Here is a 13,622-nt window from a genome sequence, read left to right on the forward strand (position 1 = left end):
TGGAAGTGCTGGTCGATGGACGCTCGATCGGCTTTCAGTTGTCGCTGTCCCCGAATTCCTCGTCTTCCCGATCGCTGCCGGCGCCGGATACGGACCTGCTGTCGCCACATTCGTCGTCGCCGACACCTTTGACTGACTTGGGACCGGTGGCGCTCATCATGGGGATGGCCTCGAGGTCGATTGTTGCGGAAGAAGTGGCGGATGCAGTTGCGCATGATTGATGGCTGGATTCTGCGGCGGCGGGTATGACAAAGGCGATCAGGCCTCCAAGGGGGACAAGCAAGACAGGAAGATTGCGCATGGTTTCGTATCCTTCTCTGCGCACCCATCATCGGGCGCGGCGGCCCTTGATAGAGACGTGGTCCTTGCCGCCGGCTGACGATGATTGACAGCGGTTTGACAGCTTCCGCATGCGACAGCTCTCTTCCATGAAAACCGCCTCGATGCGCCTGGCAGCTTTGGGGGTGGCCGCACTTGTGCTGGCCATGCCACTGGCCGCTAAGGCGCAGGACGACGACGATGACCACGATCGGGCGCGCGATCTTTATGAGCGCGGCGAAATCGAGGGCCTTGCCGATATCATGACCATTGTCCGCGCCAAGGCTCCTGGTGAGATTGTTGCGATCGACCTCATTCGCGCCGGAGGCAAGTGGATCTATCGGTTCCAGGTGGTTGATGCTGATGGTAGGCGCAGGATCGTTGATGTCGATGCCGGCGCGGGTGGCGTCTTGGGCGGTGAAGGCGACCGCAAATGAAGATCCTCGTGGCCGAAGACGAACCACGCATCGCGACCGACATCGCGGCGGTTTTGAAGGCGTCGGGCATGGCCGTCGATATCGTGAATGATGGCGAAGCGGCCTGGTTTGCCGGCGACGTTGAGAACTACGATGCGGCGATTCTCGATCTGGGATTGCCGAAGCTTGACGGCCTCACGGTGCTGAAGCGCTGGCGCGCCAATGGCCGCCGCTTTCCAGTCTTGATCCTGACGGCGCGGGGACTGTGGACCGAGCGGGTGGAAGGCATCAACGCCGGCGCCGACGATTACCTTCCGAAGCCTTTTGAAATGGAGGAACTGCTGGCGAGACTACGCGCCATCCTGCGCCGTTCGAGCGGGCAGGCCGCGCCGGTGCTGAAATCAGGTCCTATGCTGCTCGACACGCGCCAGATGCGCATCTCGCTTCGTGGCATCCCTGTGGCACTTTCACCGCTCGAGTATCGGCTCCTCGCGTTCCTGATGCATCACGCCGGTCGTGTGGTCGCGCCAACGGAACTCGCGGAACATCTGTACAGTTCCGACAATGAACGCGACCCGAACACGATCGAAGTCATCGTTGCGCGTCTACGGCGGAAACTCGGTAGTGATGTCATCGAGACGCGACGCGGCTTCGGATATTTCGTGCCGGACGGCCCTGACTGATGCGTAATTCAATCCGCTTCAGGCTTTGGTCGGCCGCGGCCATATCGATTGTGATTGCTCTTGCCATCGCCGGCGTTGGCCTGCGCTATCTGTTTGAGCTCAACGTCGAGAGGCGGGTTGTCAGCGAATTGACCGTTGACCTCAATGAGCTGATCGGCGCGACGAGTTTCGCAGCCGATGGCCGCCTGTCGGTCGCGTCGACGCTGTCTGACCAGCGCTTCGCCAATCCACTGTCCGGGCACTACTGGCAGGTGGAAGATCTGGCCACCCACAGCCTCGTTCGATCGCGTTCCCTTTGGGATGCCGCGCTCGCCTTGCCGGAGCAGGCAGCGAATGGTGAACTGAGGAAGGAAGAACTCAAGGGGCCGGGCGGCGAACTCACCGTAGCCGTCCTGCGCACGATCACCGATGCTGACGGGCGGGCCTTCCGCGCCGTCGTGGCGGAAGACCATCGCAACGTGGAGGTGTCGGTAGGCGAGTACGTCCGAGACCTCGCGCCAGCGCTCATTGTGCTCGCATTCGCCCTGATGGGGGCGTTCTTCATCCAGATCACCGTAGGCTTGGCGCCGTTGGAAGGCCTGCGAGTCGCTGTCAGAGACGTGATTGCGCAGCGGACGGCCCGACTTGATGTGGCCGCCCCAAGCGAAGTGCAGCCCCTCGCAGACGAGATCAACCGCTTGCTCGAGGCCCAGGGGAAAGCACTCTCTCGCGCTCGCTCGCGCGCCACCGATCTGGCCCATGGCCTCAAGACGCCTCTCCAGGTTCTATCCGCCGATATCCGGGCTTTACGCAAGAAAGGCGAAACCGAACTTGCCGACGAGATCGAGAAAAGCACTGGTGCAATTCGCCGTCATGTGGAGCGAGAGTTGGCTCGCTCTCGCCTGGCACCTGGTGTCTCTGGCAAAGCCGCGTGTCGCGTCCGGGAGGTGGCTGCCGGCGTGATCGCCGTGGTCAAACGCACGCCATGGGGCAAGCAGCTCTCATTTGTCATCGACGCGGCAGAAGAAATAGTGGCACCGGTCGACGAGGGCGACCTATCGGAGATTTTGGGCAATCTGTTGGAGAATGCGGCGCGTTTTGCGAAATCCGCGATCCGTGTGAGTGCATCCAGAAGCTCCGATGAGGTCGTCATTGCCGTCGCCGATGATGGTCCGGGCATTCCCGAAGCGGGCCTGCATGCCGCCTTATCGCGTGGTGTCCAGCTCGACAGCAAGGGTGGCGGCAGCGGTCTCGGCCTGGCGATCGTCTCGGACATCGTCGAAGCCTATGGCGGCCGCCTTAAGATGACCAATGCCAACTCCGGGCTGACGGTGTCCATTTACCTGCCCCGGCATGGTTGAGCGGCGTTCAGGCGAATCCAGGGAAGTAATCGACCTTAATTCTAGAACGGCGAACGCCCATGGCCAGTAGCTTCTCGCGCAGAGACTTAACCATGACCTGCGGGCCGGAGATGTAGAATGTCCGTTCGAGATAGTCGGGCATCGTCAGCCGCACCAGGCGGGCATCGATATAGCCGGGATACTGGCCGCGCTCAGCACCATTGGCCACTGCATGAAACGTCCTTATGCCCAGTTCGCGTCTCGCCAAGCCAAGCACGTCGCGATAGGCGATGTCGTCTTGTCCCTCTGTTCCATAGAGGACGACGATCGGCCGCGCCTCGTTGCGATCGACGAGATATTGCAGCATCGAACGGAACGGCGTGATGCCGATACCGCCGGCCAGGAAAGCGATCTTGGTCTTCGGATTGGATGGCAGCGTGAAATCGCCGGCCAGTTGTGAAGCGTGGATCGTGGCGCCGGGCTTCATGCCGCTAAGCGCACGCTTGAAGGCGCTCGATTGCGGATAGAACTTGACGCCCAGCCGCACCGATTGCTCGGTAGGCGATGAGGCAACGGTGAAATAACGCCGGTTGCCGCGGCTGTCGCAACGTTCGAGGCCTAGCGTCCACTCAAGGTATTGGCCGGCCTGGAAAGCGAGTTTTCGCGATGGCCTGAAGATGAAGTCATAGCTATCGGCGGCGGTTTGCTCGATCCGTTCCAAACTCAGCACGAGGCGCCCCTTCGGGCCCACCGAGTAGCCGAAGAGATTGCCAACCAGAAGAGCAAGCTCCGGGGTGAAATAGAACGATCCTATATGAATGTTGGGCGCGAACAGGAAGCCGACGATGGCGGCGAAGGCGATCCGCGGCCAGCGCTGTGTAGGCGCCGTCAACGGCTCGGTCAGCATCACAAAGCCGAAGAACAGTAGCGGTGACGAGCTCAGCGTTTCCTTGACGGCGCCGCCATATTGCGCTGGCTCCGTTGTCGCCAGAACGGTCACCAGGGCCACGACCAGAAATGTCACGACGAGGTCCAGGCGGCGCAGCTTTCGGACGACCAGAATCCCTCCGATCAGGACAGGGGAAAGCAGCCACGGATTGCCACCGACCCACCAGGTGGCGGGCTGGTCCAGCAGCAGCGCGGACAGCGCAACGCCGAGGGCCGCTGGATTGAAAAGGTGCTTTCTGCCGACAGCGAAGATGAATTTGGATGAGATCGCCCAAACCGAAGCGAAAGCGACGGCCCCAATGCCCTTGAGATCCGTCACGGCCACCGGATCGAGGATGAGGGCCAGAATGAGAGCGGTGATGTAGACGGATTCGTTGTTTGCCGGAACCTCGAAGACCAGCGCGAACGCCCTATTGGTGATCCAGCAGGCGGCGAGCGCCAGGATCGTGGTGAAGGCGAGCGCCAGCGGATCATGCGGTACGAGCTTGACGAAGCAGAAGGCGAAGGCCGTGCCCAGCAGAACCATCAGATAGTAGAGCACCAGCCTGTACATGGTCAGGTGATCGAGGAATCGGTCGACTGCCTTGATCATGGTTCGCAAAGGTCTCCGAAACCGCTTGTCGGCGTGGCGCGGCCCTTGACGTCGACCACATACCCCTCCAGCCCGGGAGCCTGCTCGATGAACAGGATGCCGTCCCGGCCCATGGCGAAAGCCGCGGTGGCGAAGCGATCGGCTTCGAGAACATCGGATCCGACGACCGTCAGACTGACGATGTCGGTAATGGGATCGCCGGAGCCATAGGGATTGTAGATGTGTTGGCCGCGCGCATAGGTGCCGGAGGTGGCGACGCCCCGGCCGCGCGGGTAGATGACCTTGACAATCTCATCCGCATTGAAGGGATTGCGGATCCCTACGCTCCAGTCTCCGCCGGACGCATTCCTGCCGCAAGACTGAATGTCGCCGCCCGCCTCGATGAAGAAATCGCTGACGCCAGCCTTGCGAACGATATCGGCCGCGTTGCGGATTGCCCAGCCCTTGACGATCCCGGATGGATCAAGCGAACCGTCTGCCTTGTGGATGTCGAAATATCCGCCCGTCTCATTCCTTGTTCGCTCCGCGAGCGCCAGCACTTCCATCATCTCGCCGCTCCAATCCTTGACTGGAACGTCGCCTCGATTGATGGCGGAAATCTCACTATCGGCCCTGTATGTGCTGAAGCGGCGATCGATTTGCTCGAAATAGTCGAAGACGGAGCGGACCAGCGTGCTAGGCGCGCCGCCGATGTCGACCATGACGGGCATTCCCATCAGAATCCGGGTTTCGCGCATGGCGTCAGGAAGAAGCCTTCCTCAGCGCGCCGCCAAGCGATTGGATGAAGGCCTTGCTGGTCAGCGTTGCGCCTGAAATGATGTCCACGTCGGCGCTTTGCGCGCTGATCGCTTCATCGCGCAGCATCGGCAATGCCTGTCGATTTATGTTGACCGAGGTACGGCGGTCATTGGGGTATCGCAGAATCTTGAGCGCCGTGAGGCGGCCACCCTGAACGAGCGCCTGAAGCTGGATGATGCCGTAGTAGGCGTCGGCGGCGGGGCCGGTGTAGACCCCGTCAGCATAGCCGTGGGCTGCGAGCTTCATGCCGGTGTGAATGACGCGAGCGGCTGCCTGCGGATATACCGGCCGCGGCTGAGGGATCGGAATATAGACGGCAGGCGTCACGGCGAATGACGGTGTCTCCGGCGGGGCGGCATTTGCGCTTGGGAGTTCGACCTTTGGCTTCGGCGGTGGAGGCGGTGTCTGTGCCACCCCCGGCTGCCTGTCGGCAAGAGTGGGCTGCGGTGCCGCAGCCGCAATCGTTGCCGCGGTATCTTTCCTGGCTTCGACGGTTTTGCGTGACGCCGGCTCGCGCAGCACATTCAGCTGGGGAGCCGGGGGCAGGGTCGCCGCCGGTGCCGGCGCCGGACCAGCAGGAGTGGGTGGAGTGGCCGGCGACAGCATGTTCTGCTCGGCAGCATTGGCGGTCCCCTGTGTGTCAACCAGATCGTTGTCGGGAAGTTTGCCGGCCTGATCCCAGACATAGGCCCCAGACGAGGCGATCACGAAGAGAGACAAGGCGATCTGTTTCATAATCATTGTTCCCAGTTTCGGGCGCACTCCGGCTGAGCCGTTGCATGCGTGTTGGGAGCAATATCTCATGCGCTAGCTGACAACTGGCTGTCAGCGCGGCTTCGGCTGCAAAAAGTGCTGTTTGGCAAAACGAGGGCCGCCAATTGACTTGGATCAGAGCGTTTGCTCGGATCCAGGCGCAATGAGCGTCAGCCTGTCTTCTTACGTTGCCGATATGGACACGCAACCGTGACGAAACCGACAAATATTCCTTCATTCAGATGAGCCGTCTTCACGCCGAAAATCATTTGGTGTCACGCGTCGGCTGGTTACGGGCCGCGGTGCTCGGCGCCAACGACGGCATCGTCTCGACCGCTAGCTTGATCATTGGGGTTGCAACCGCCAATGCGACGACGGCCAACGTGCTGGTAGCGGGCGTCGCCGGCCTCGTGGCCGGCGCCATGTCAATGGCCGCCGGCGAATATGTATCCGTCAGTTCCCAGGCCGATACTGAGCACGCAGATCTCGCACGTGAGCGAAAAGAGCTGGCGAACCAACCCGAGTTCGAGAGACAGGAGCTTGCCCAGATCTACATTGATAGGGGTGTAGAGCCTCGATTGGCGTTGCAGGTGGCTGACCAGTTGATGGCCAAGGACGCCCTAACCGCACATGCCCGTGACGAGCTTGGCATTTCCGAGACAACCGCGGCACGACCGGTCCTGGCCGCCCTGGCATCGGCGGCGGCGTTCTCAATCGGCGCGGTCATGCCGTTGGCGATGGTGCTGCTTTCACCGCCCTCAAGACTCGTTGCCGTCGTTTCGATCACATCGCTGCTGTTCTTGGCGGTACTGGGCGCGATCGGCGCGCGCGCCGGCGGCGCCAATGTGCTGAAGGCTACCGCTCGGGTCACCTTTTGGGGAGCGCTGGCGATGGCCCTGACCGCAGGCATTGGCGCGATATTCGGAACGGCAGGTTAGGTCATTCCCTTCGCGCCACCGGCGCTCAGGACACAAGCACCACGGACAGCGGCCCCGCGCAGAAGAGATTGTCCCTGATCTCTTTGACACCTTTGATGTTTTCCGCCGCGACAACTGCTGCCTTTCGCTGACGCTCGTCGAAAATGGCACCGCTCAGTTCGACGACGCCTTTGTCGACCTTTACGCCGATCAAAGTGCCGTCGCCCCATGAATGACCCTGAAGCTCGGCCAGGATATCCTTGCGGATGAGCTCGTCATCGGCAGTCGTCGCACCCGATTGGGGCAGGATGCGCGCCAGCGCGCGTAGCAGGTCGGTTCGGGTAACGATGCCGACGATCTTGCCTTCCTCGACGATGGGCACGTTCTTGATGTCGTGGTGGGACATCAATTCGACGATTTCGGCAAGCGAGGCACTCGGCTGCGCCGAGACGACCTCACTTGTCATCACCTCGTCGGCTCGACGTCCGTTTGCGCGAACATATTCGTCGGCCATGTTTCCGGGGCCGACGACAAATTCCAGCCAGCGAGGGCGAACGCGCTGGGTGCCGAGCTCTTCACGGCGAAGGAAGTCGCCCTCGCTGATGATGCCGACCATTGCGCCATCGCGTGTGACCGGGAGGCAGCTGATTTTCTTGGTGAGCATCAGGCCGGCCGCGTCGGCGATCGAGGCCGAAGCATCGATTGAGACCACCGGCGTTGTCATGATGTCCTGGGCTTGCATTGCTATCTCCCGCTCTCCGCCAGGACTCTTTGGGACGCCGGGAGCGACTACGCTTTGATCTGCATCAGTTTGATCGCGAAGCTTCGTTGCTGGGCGATCAGTTTGCCTGCACGCCAGCTCGTGCGAGTCAGTTGTTCCCCGCGATTGATCACGATCAAGGTCGGCATGAACTGGCTCGGCAATTATTTGGTCAGAACCAACCAGGGGAATCTGACCATGACCTCCGACATTATCGCCATCTGGGCTGGGATGCTCGGCCTTGCTTATCTTGCCGGCGCGGGGCTTTATTTCGAGGTGATTTCGGCCGGGAAGCGCAGCCGCGTTTCGGCGGGCCATGGCTTCGGTCGTCATGCCCGGCTGCAACCGGTCAGGATCAGGCACTCGCGATAGGAACGGGCACCAGCCTACCGCGTTTTCCATTCTCGTTTGCCGAATGGAAGCGGGTCGGTTCCCGTTCGCTTTATAAGAAATGGGGAAGCGCGATGAAGGCAATGGTGCTGGAAAAGCCCGGCACGCCTCTGAGCCTCGTCGATCGTCCCGACCCCATGCCGGGACAGGGCGAGATCAGGCTGAAGGTAGAGGCTTGCGCGGTCTGCCGGACCGATCTGCATGTCGTGGACGGTGATCTGCCGCGGCCGAAGCTGCCGCTTGTACCGGGTCACGAAATCGTTGGCGTCGTCGATCTTGTTGGCGAAGGCGTGTCGCGGTCCCGGCTTGGGCAGAGGGTGGGTGTCCCTTGGCTCGGGCACACTTGCGGGCACTGCCCTTACTGCACCTCCGGCGCCGAAAATCTCTGTGATCAGCCCCTCTTCACCGGCTACACGCGGGATGGCGGCTTCGCCAGCCATGTCGTTGCCGACGAGCATTTCGCTTTCGAGCTCGATGCCAACGCAGATCCGGTGTCGCTGGCACCGCTCTTATGTGCAGGGCTGATCGGCTGGCGCTGCCTCAAGAAGGCCGGCGACGGCCGGCGATTGGGTATCTTTGGCTTCGGCGCCGCCGCCCATATCATCACGCAGGTGGCGATCTGGCAGGGACGCGAGATCTTCGCCTTCACGCGGCCTGGCGATATCCAGGCTCAGGATTTCGCGCGTTCGTTGGGTGTTGTGTGGGCAGGAAACTCGGATGAACTGCCCGCCGCCGAGCTTGACGCCGCGATCATTTTCGCACCCATCGGTGCACTGGTGCCGGCGGCGCTGCGGGCTGTGCGCAAGGGCGGCCGCGTGGTCTGCGGCGGCATCCACATGAGCGACATTCCTTCGATGCCCTACAAGCTTCTCTGGGAAGAAAGGGAATTGGTGTCGGTCGCGAACCTGACCCGCCGTGACGCGGAGGAATTCTTCCCGATCGCGCAGCAAGCCCAGGTGCGCACGCATACGAAGACATATCCGCTGGAACAGGCCAACCGGGCGCTGGACGATTTGCGGATGGGCAGGCTGAGCGGCGCCGCTGTTCTGACGTCATGGCGCCACGAATGGTTGGCGCTGCCGGTTTGATTTGGCGCAAGGACCGTGGACGACTTCGCGGCCAGTATGCATCGGGATGTGAGCGATTGTGCTGGCGCCCTGAAGGAGGATTGCCATGAAGACCGCGTCAACGTTCGGACTTGCCATCTCTATGCTTATGGCTAGCAGTACCGGGGCAGTCTGGGCTGCATCGCTTGTCCAGGTCTCCCTATGGGACAAGGGCGCGAATACGGAGATGGCAACAGGCCTCGCCTATGCAGCGCCAAGCCTGGATATCGCCAAGGCAACTATGGGCATGAAGGTTTTGCCCGACGCCGTGAAGGCCGGAAAGGTTACATTTAATGTAAAGAATGACTCCGAGGATACCGTTCACGAAATGATTGTGATGTTCCTTGCGAACCCGGGCAAGCCGCTTCCTTACATTGATGCCGAGAACCGGGTCGACGAAGACAAGGCTGGAGACAAGGGCGAGGTTTCGGAGCTCGATCCCGGCAAATCAGGTTCGTTGACGGTTGACCTCAAGGCTGGAAAATACCTGCTGATCTGCAACGTGCCAGGTCACTACGGTGCCGGCATGTGGACCGAATTTACTGTCGATCCATAGGCTGGTCGGCTTCTGGCCGGAAATCCGCGGCTGCCGCAAGTTCGAAGCTTATCAGGTTGGCCCGTGCCGAAATTTCGGCGCTGTACCAGGATTGTTGGCTCCCGCTTTTGTTTGCCGCGCCAGCAATCCAAATTGCCGGCGCGATCCGGCTCAGCGCCCTCAAAACCCTCGCTGACCAAGCTCGCGCATTTGCCCGATCCACTTTGCCCGCCTTGCTTCACTCGCGTTCGCGACCATGCCGAATAAGGTCTCGCGCACCGGCTTGATGCCGACGAAGTTGAGAATGCCGCGTCGCATGCCGGCAATCCCGTGGCTGAAAAACCAGATCCGGTAGACCGGCGCGGGCATGCCCATCGTCACGACCAAGCGCGCGGATCGGCCGCGCAGCAAGGATTTTGCGAAACCTTCACCTTTTTTCGGGTAGGCGAATGCCGTACCCGGCCGCATGACCTGTTCCAGGAATGCCTTGAGCATGGCCGGCATAGTGCCCAGCCAAAGCGGGAAGATAAACATCAAATGCTCCGCCCAGGCGACTGCCTCTGCGGCTTCCTTAAGACTGTCGGGGATCACCCCGTGCTCGAACTCCTGCATTGTCCGAAGCATCGGAAAGTCCAGCAAGGCCAGGTCGATCTTGCGCACGATATGGCCGGCGCGTTCCGCGCTGTCAGTATATGCGGAAGCCAAGGCCCGGCAGAGCCGGTCAGGAGACGGGTCGGGATGGCCGACAACAACAAGTATGCGGCGTGACATGGCTCGCTCCTGCCAGCTTAGAGAGGCGCTATGGCTGCTCGACCCGGGCAACCTGATAGGTGTGCATGGCTCCGTTGCGCTTTATGGAGACATACTCGCCGGTGACGAAGCGTTCCTCGCCGAGATGAAAGCCGACCTCGTCGTCACGGTCGCCCTCGGCATAGTCGAAATACCATTGCCCGCCTGGCTTGCGGCGCAAGCGGCCAACAAGATCGTCTTCGCCGGTACGGAAGCGGCGGACACGACAGACCGCCCGGTGCGACTTCCATTCCTCTGCGTCCAGCCGTCCTTCGTTGGTTAGCGGCGCCAGCACATCGTAGCCTTCTTGGCGGTCTCCTTCCGGATGATCTTTCTCGCGAGCGAGAAGCAGGCGGATGTTCCTGAATTTGGGGGTGAGGTCGTGCAAAGTGGTCATGGCGAACTCCTTCGAGGCCATTCCTATCGCAGCGATCGGATGTGACCTTGATCAGGGTCAAACGGTTCCTAATTCGGCGGGAGGCTCAGCTGGTGCCTGTCGGCACATGACCGCGAGCCCAGCTGACGATCTGGCTGGTGCTCATAGCCCCCGAGATGCGCGCGATCTCCTGCTGGTGGTGAAACAGGATCATGGTGGGGATGCCGCGAATGCCCAACCTCGCAGCGAGGGCCTGCTCCTTATCGGAATTCAGCTTGATCAGCCGAAAGTGGGGTTCAAGCGCTTTGGCGGCGGCTTCATAGGCCGGCGCCATCATCTTGCAGGGACCGCACCACGGAGCCCAGACGTCGACGAGGACTGGTAGGCTGCCGCGCCCGATCTGACGATCGAAGTTCACCGCGTCGATATCCTGTGGGGATCCCGAAAACAGTCGGGCGCCACACTTTCCGCATTGCGCGTCGGCGCCATTTCGGTTGGGCGGCAGGCGGTTGACCACGCCGCATTGGGTGCAAACCACCAGATTCTCCTGCGTCATGATCGCTCAATTCTCCTGTCTCGGTTGTGTTCGAAACGCCCGTCGCCAAGGGTACGCAGTGCATTGAGGATGACAGCGACGTCTATGCCCTCCTGAAGCAGCGCTCCCGCCACTGGCGTTATGTGCCCCGCTGCGGCCAAGACCATGGCAGCGCCTGACAGCGTCAGTCCGACAATGATGCTCTGCAGGGCGATCCCGCGCGTGCGTCTGGCAATCCGCAATGCTTCCGCAACAGGCTTCAGCCTGTCGGTCAGCACGACCACGTCCGCCGCCTCCGATGAAGCTGTTCCGCCGCGAGCGCCCATCGCGATGCCCACGGTCGCAGCGGCAAGGGCAGGGGCATCGTTAATGCCATCGCCGACCATCATTGTCGGCGCCGTCGCCTTCTCGGCCTTGACGGTTTCCACCTTGGTTGCCGGTATCGCATCGGCAATCACAGCATCAAGATCGAGCAAATCTGATACTCTCTCAGCCGCTGCGCTGTCGTCTCCGGTGAGCATGAGTATCCGGCTTACGCCAGCCGAGCGCAAAGCCCCGACGGTGTCGCGTGCATCCTGTCGTATCTGATCTCCGAAAGTGAAGATACCGGCGAGCCTTCCATCGAAAGCCAGAAATACCCTGAGCACCTGCGCATTGCGGTGTCGTTCTTCACCACCTTCCGCCCAGTGAGGCAGCGGCCGATCACCAAGGACGAGCGACTTCGACCCGGCCGCGACCGAAACTCGGTCTACCTCACCCTTCAGCCCTGTTCCTCGATATTCGCGGACATCATGAGGGTGTGAAAGCGCGAGGTTTCCACGGTGAGCAATACGGACAATCGAGTCCGCAAGGACATGATGCGACGCCTGTTCCAGCGAAGCCAGCAACCGCAGCAATTCATCGGCTTGCTGGCCCGGAGCGACGTCGATCTCGATCAACTCGGCGCCGCCGATCGTCAAGGTACCGGTCTTGTCGAAGATTGCGGTGCGTATCTGGGCGAGTGCCTCCAGCGCTGTGCTGCCCTTCATCAGGATGCCTGCGCGGGCAGCGCGTGATATGCCGCCGATGAATGCAACCGGCGCCGCGAGGATCAGCGGACAAGGTGTTGCGACCACCAGGACGGCGAGGGCACGGATCGGGTCATCGGAGAGATACCAGGCAGTGCCGGCGACCAAGAGCGTAAGTGGAAGGAGCAGCAGAGCGAAGCGATCCGCTATGCGGATAAACGGCGCCTTGGCGGTTTGCGCGGCAGCGACCATGCGTACGATCGTGGCATAGGTGCTTTTGTCGGCGACAGCGGACGCTCGCATGACGAAAGCCTCACCGGCGTTGACGGTGCCGCTGCGCAAGGCATCGTCGGCGCTTCGCCACTCCGGCAGGGGCTCTCCGGTAACAGTCGACTCATCGAGCAGGGCCGAAGCGTCAAGCAAGATGCCGTCGACGGGCAGCAATTCGCCTGCGCGCACCAAAAGGTCGTCGCCGACCGTTACCTGACTGACCGGAATGGTCTCGGTGCCGCTCCCGGACTTTCGATGCGCTACACGCGGTGCGCGGTCAGTCAGAGCCCTGAGGTTCCGCTCCGCTCGGCCGCGCGCCAGATCTTCGAGCACTGTGCCACCGGCATACATGATGGCGACAACCGCCGCCGCCAATGCCTGGCCAAGCAGCAACGCCGCCGACATCGAAACGAGCGCGATAGCATCGACGCCGATCCGACCGATCCAGAAATCCCGCAGGATCGAAATGGCAAGAACCATAACAACAGGCAGGGCCGCCGCCGTCCAGATCGCATCAGGTTCCACGGAGCCAATGCCGCTTCGCCAGACACCCAGCCCAAGCACAAGGCCTAGAATGGCAATGGCCAGCAAGACGCGCCGCAGCACGAGCTCATTCATGGCAATCGCCATCAAAGTTCGCCGATCATTTCCTGCAGCAACAGCCGAACATCCTTTGCCGTAGCGACAAGCTGGGGGTTGTCGATGGCTCCCATTGCCGCCATAGGATCGACAGCCGCTACCTCGACCTGACCGGGGGCAGTCTCGGTCACGATCACGTTGCAGGGCAGCATGGCGCCGATCTTGTCCTCGGCCTGCAGCGCGCGCCATGCGAAATGCGGATTGCAGGCGCCAAGGATCATGTATGGCTTGAAGTCCACGCCCAGCTTGACCTTCATCGTGTGCTGGACATCGATCCTTGTCAGTATGCCAAAGCCCTTGCCGGCAAGCTTCTTGGTTACGTGTTCGATCGCCGCGGCGAACGGCATTTCGAGGCTTTTGCTGAGATAGTAGCTCATCGGATTCTCCTTCGACGGCGATCTTTGCCGGAACGGACAGCTTCGCTGTAGTTAGGCGCAAGGGTACGAATGATGCTTTGATTCAGCGCAATGA

Annotated in this window: 16 protein-coding genes; 6 read left to right on the plus strand and 10 right to left on the minus strand. The window is 61.3% G+C overall.

Features of this window, described 5'->3' with window-relative positions:
• Nucleotides 1-34: 34 nt before the first annotated feature.
• Nucleotides 35-301: a hypothetical protein gene (locus AU465_RS14670; protein ID WP_192248572.1), complete on the minus strand. Its 267-nt coding sequence runs from the start codon at nt 299-301 to the stop codon at nt 35-37.
• A 127-nt stretch (nt 302-428) separates the two neighbouring features.
• Here AU465_RS14670 and AU465_RS14675 point away from each other — a divergent pair, with 127 nt between their 5' ends.
• Genes AU465_RS14675 through AU465_RS14685 form a run of 3 tightly spaced genes read left to right on the plus strand, consistent with a single transcriptional unit; the run spans nt 429 to nt 2,757 of the window.
• Nucleotides 429-755, plus strand: a complete 327-nt coding sequence (locus tag AU465_RS14675) for a PepSY domain-containing protein (RefSeq protein WP_192248575.1) — start codon at nt 429-431, stop codon at nt 753-755.
• Nucleotides 752-1,417, plus strand: a complete 666-nt coding sequence (locus AU465_RS14680; protein ID WP_192248578.1) for a response regulator transcription factor — start codon at nt 752-754, stop codon at nt 1,415-1,417. The genes AU465_RS14675 and AU465_RS14680 overlap by 4 nt, the downstream gene beginning before the upstream one ends.
• On the plus strand, nt 1,417-2,757 hold the full coding sequence (locus tag AU465_RS14685; protein WP_192248580.1) for a sensor histidine kinase: 1,341 nt from the start codon (nt 1,417-1,419) through the stop codon (nt 2,755-2,757). Before AU465_RS14680 ends, AU465_RS14685 begins: the two co-directional genes overlap by 1 nt.
• Before the next feature lie 7 nt (nt 2,758-2,764).
• Here AU465_RS14685 and AU465_RS14690 read toward each other — a convergent pair whose 3' ends face one another.
• The 3 genes from AU465_RS14690 to AU465_RS14700 are packed head-to-tail and all read right to left on the minus strand — an operon-like array spanning nt 2,765 to nt 5,809.
• Nucleotides 2,765-4,276, minus strand: coding sequence for an RnfABCDGE type electron transport complex subunit D (locus tag AU465_RS14690; RefSeq protein ID WP_192248583.1), 1,512 nt, complete (start codon nt 4,274-4,276; stop codon nt 2,765-2,767).
• Nucleotides 4,273-5,013, minus strand: a complete 741-nt coding sequence (locus AU465_RS14695) for an FAD:protein FMN transferase (RefSeq protein ID WP_192248586.1) — start codon at nt 5,011-5,013, stop codon at nt 4,273-4,275. Before AU465_RS14695 ends, AU465_RS14690 begins: the two co-directional genes overlap by 4 nt.
• A 4-nt stretch (nt 5,014-5,017) precedes the next feature.
• The gene (locus AU465_RS14700; protein WP_192248589.1) at nt 5,018-5,809 is read right to left on the minus strand and encodes an FMN-binding protein; all 792 of its coding nucleotides are present in this window, start codon (nt 5,807-5,809) and stop codon (nt 5,018-5,020) included.
• Nucleotides 5,810-6,069: 260 nt separating this feature from the next.
• Here AU465_RS14700 and AU465_RS14705 point away from each other — a divergent pair, with 260 nt between their 5' ends.
• Nucleotides 6,070-6,765 carry a VIT1/CCC1 transporter family protein gene (locus AU465_RS14705; protein ID WP_192249183.1) on the plus strand — a complete coding sequence of 232 codons (696 nt, stop codon included), beginning with the start codon at nt 6,070-6,072 and terminating at the stop codon, nt 6,763-6,765.
• A 25-nt stretch (nt 6,766-6,790) separates the two neighbouring features.
• On the opposite strand, the gene AU465_RS14710 is transcribed toward AU465_RS14705, so the two are convergent.
• Nucleotides 6,791-7,837 (minus strand): CBS domain-containing protein, encoded by a 1,047-nt coding sequence (locus AU465_RS14710; RefSeq protein ID WP_312891254.1) that lies wholly within the window; start codon nt 7,835-7,837, stop codon nt 6,791-6,793.
• Nucleotides 7,838-7,968: 131 nt separating this feature from the next.
• On the opposite strand from AU465_RS14710, the gene AU465_RS14715 reads away from it, so the two are divergent.
• On the plus strand, nt 7,969-8,982 hold the full coding sequence (locus AU465_RS14715; protein WP_192248592.1) for a zinc-dependent alcohol dehydrogenase family protein: 1,014 nt from the start codon (nt 7,969-7,971) through the stop codon (nt 8,980-8,982).
• Between the two features lie 85 nt (nt 8,983-9,067).
• On the plus strand, nt 9,068-9,556 hold the full coding sequence (locus AU465_RS14720; RefSeq protein ID WP_192248595.1) for a cupredoxin domain-containing protein: 489 nt from the start codon (nt 9,068-9,070) through the stop codon (nt 9,554-9,556).
• 159 nt (nt 9,557-9,715) lie between these two features.
• On the opposite strand, the gene AU465_RS14725 is transcribed toward AU465_RS14720, so the two are convergent.
• The 5 genes from AU465_RS14725 to AU465_RS14745 form a co-directional block, all read right to left on the minus strand.
• Nucleotides 9,716-10,306: an NAD(P)H-dependent oxidoreductase gene (locus tag AU465_RS14725; RefSeq protein WP_192248598.1), complete on the minus strand. Its 591-nt coding sequence runs from the start codon at nt 10,304-10,306 to the stop codon at nt 9,716-9,718.
• A gap of 28 nt (nt 10,307-10,334) precedes the next feature.
• Nucleotides 10,335-10,721, minus strand: a complete 387-nt coding sequence (locus AU465_RS14730; protein WP_192248601.1) for a hypothetical protein — start codon at nt 10,719-10,721, stop codon at nt 10,335-10,337.
• An 85-nt stretch (nt 10,722-10,806) separates the two neighbouring features.
• Complete coding sequence (gene trxC / locus AU465_RS14735) at nt 10,807-11,256, minus strand: thioredoxin TrxC (RefSeq protein ID WP_192248604.1); 450 nt, start codon at nt 11,254-11,256, stop codon at nt 10,807-10,809.
• Entirely contained in the window at nt 11,253-13,142 is a 1,890-nt protein-coding gene (locus AU465_RS14740; RefSeq protein WP_246506100.1) for a heavy metal translocating P-type ATPase, read from the minus strand. The genes trxC and AU465_RS14740 overlap by 4 nt, the downstream gene beginning before the upstream one ends.
• Complete coding sequence (locus AU465_RS14745) at nt 13,142-13,528, minus strand: DUF302 domain-containing protein (RefSeq protein WP_192248607.1); 387 nt, start codon at nt 13,526-13,528, stop codon at nt 13,142-13,144. The genes AU465_RS14740 and AU465_RS14745 overlap by 1 nt, the downstream gene beginning before the upstream one ends.
• Nucleotides 13,529-13,622: the final 94 nt, after the last annotated feature.

Source organism: Mesorhizobium silamurunense, assembly GCF_014843905.1.
In the GTDB taxonomy this organism is placed as follows: domain Bacteria; phylum Pseudomonadota; class Alphaproteobacteria; order Rhizobiales; family Rhizobiaceae; genus Mesorhizobium; species Mesorhizobium silamurunense.

What these genes read in the sequence shown, in the direction of transcription:
- AU465_RS14670 (WP_192248572.1), bottom strand. Translation starts at nt 301, where the DNA reads ATGCGCAATCTTCCTGTCTTGCTTGTCCCCCTTGGAGGCCTGATCGCC.
- AU465_RS14675 (WP_192248575.1), top strand. Translation starts at nt 429, where the DNA reads ATGAAAACCGCCTCGATGCGCCTGGCAGCTTTGGGGGTGGCCGCACTT.
- AU465_RS14680 (WP_192248578.1), top strand. Translation starts at nt 752, where the DNA reads ATGAAGATCCTCGTGGCCGAAGACGAACCACGCATCGCGACCGACATC.
- AU465_RS14685 (WP_192248580.1), top strand. Translation starts at nt 1,417, where the DNA reads ATGCGTAATTCAATCCGCTTCAGGCTTTGGTCGGCCGCGGCCATATCG.
- AU465_RS14690 (WP_192248583.1), bottom strand. Translation starts at nt 4,276, where the DNA reads ATGATCAAGGCAGTCGACCGATTCCTCGATCACCTGACCATGTACAGG.
- AU465_RS14695 (WP_192248586.1), bottom strand. Translation starts at nt 5,013, where the DNA reads ATGCGCGAAACCCGGATTCTGATGGGAATGCCCGTCATGGTCGACATC.
- AU465_RS14700 (WP_192248589.1), bottom strand. Translation starts at nt 5,809, where the DNA reads ATGAAACAGATCGCCTTGTCTCTCTTCGTGATCGCCTCGTCTGGGGCC.
- AU465_RS14705 (WP_192249183.1), top strand. Translation starts at nt 6,070, where the DNA reads ATGAGCCGTCTTCACGCCGAAAATCATTTGGTGTCACGCGTCGGCTGG.
- AU465_RS14710 (WP_312891254.1), bottom strand. Translation starts at nt 7,837, where the DNA reads ATGACGACCGAAGCCATGGCCCGCCGAAACGCGGCTGCGCTTCCCGGC.
- AU465_RS14715 (WP_192248592.1), top strand. Translation starts at nt 7,969, where the DNA reads ATGAAGGCAATGGTGCTGGAAAAGCCCGGCACGCCTCTGAGCCTCGTC.
- AU465_RS14720 (WP_192248595.1), top strand. Translation starts at nt 9,068, where the DNA reads ATGAAGACCGCGTCAACGTTCGGACTTGCCATCTCTATGCTTATGGCT.
- AU465_RS14725 (WP_192248598.1), bottom strand. Translation starts at nt 10,306, where the DNA reads ATGTCACGCCGCATACTTGTTGTTGTCGGCCATCCCGACCCGTCTCCT.
- AU465_RS14730 (WP_192248601.1), bottom strand. Translation starts at nt 10,721, where the DNA reads ATGACCACTTTGCACGACCTCACCCCCAAATTCAGGAACATCCGCCTG.
- trxC (WP_192248604.1), bottom strand. Translation starts at nt 11,256, where the DNA reads ATGACGCAGGAGAATCTGGTGGTTTGCACCCAATGCGGCGTGGTCAAC.
- AU465_RS14740 (WP_246506100.1), bottom strand. Translation starts at nt 13,142, where the DNA reads ATGGCGATTGCCATGAATGAGCTCGTGCTGCGGCGCGTCTTGCTGGCC.
- AU465_RS14745 (WP_192248607.1), bottom strand. Translation starts at nt 13,528, where the DNA reads ATGAGCTACTATCTCAGCAAAAGCCTCGAAATGCCGTTCGCCGCGGCG.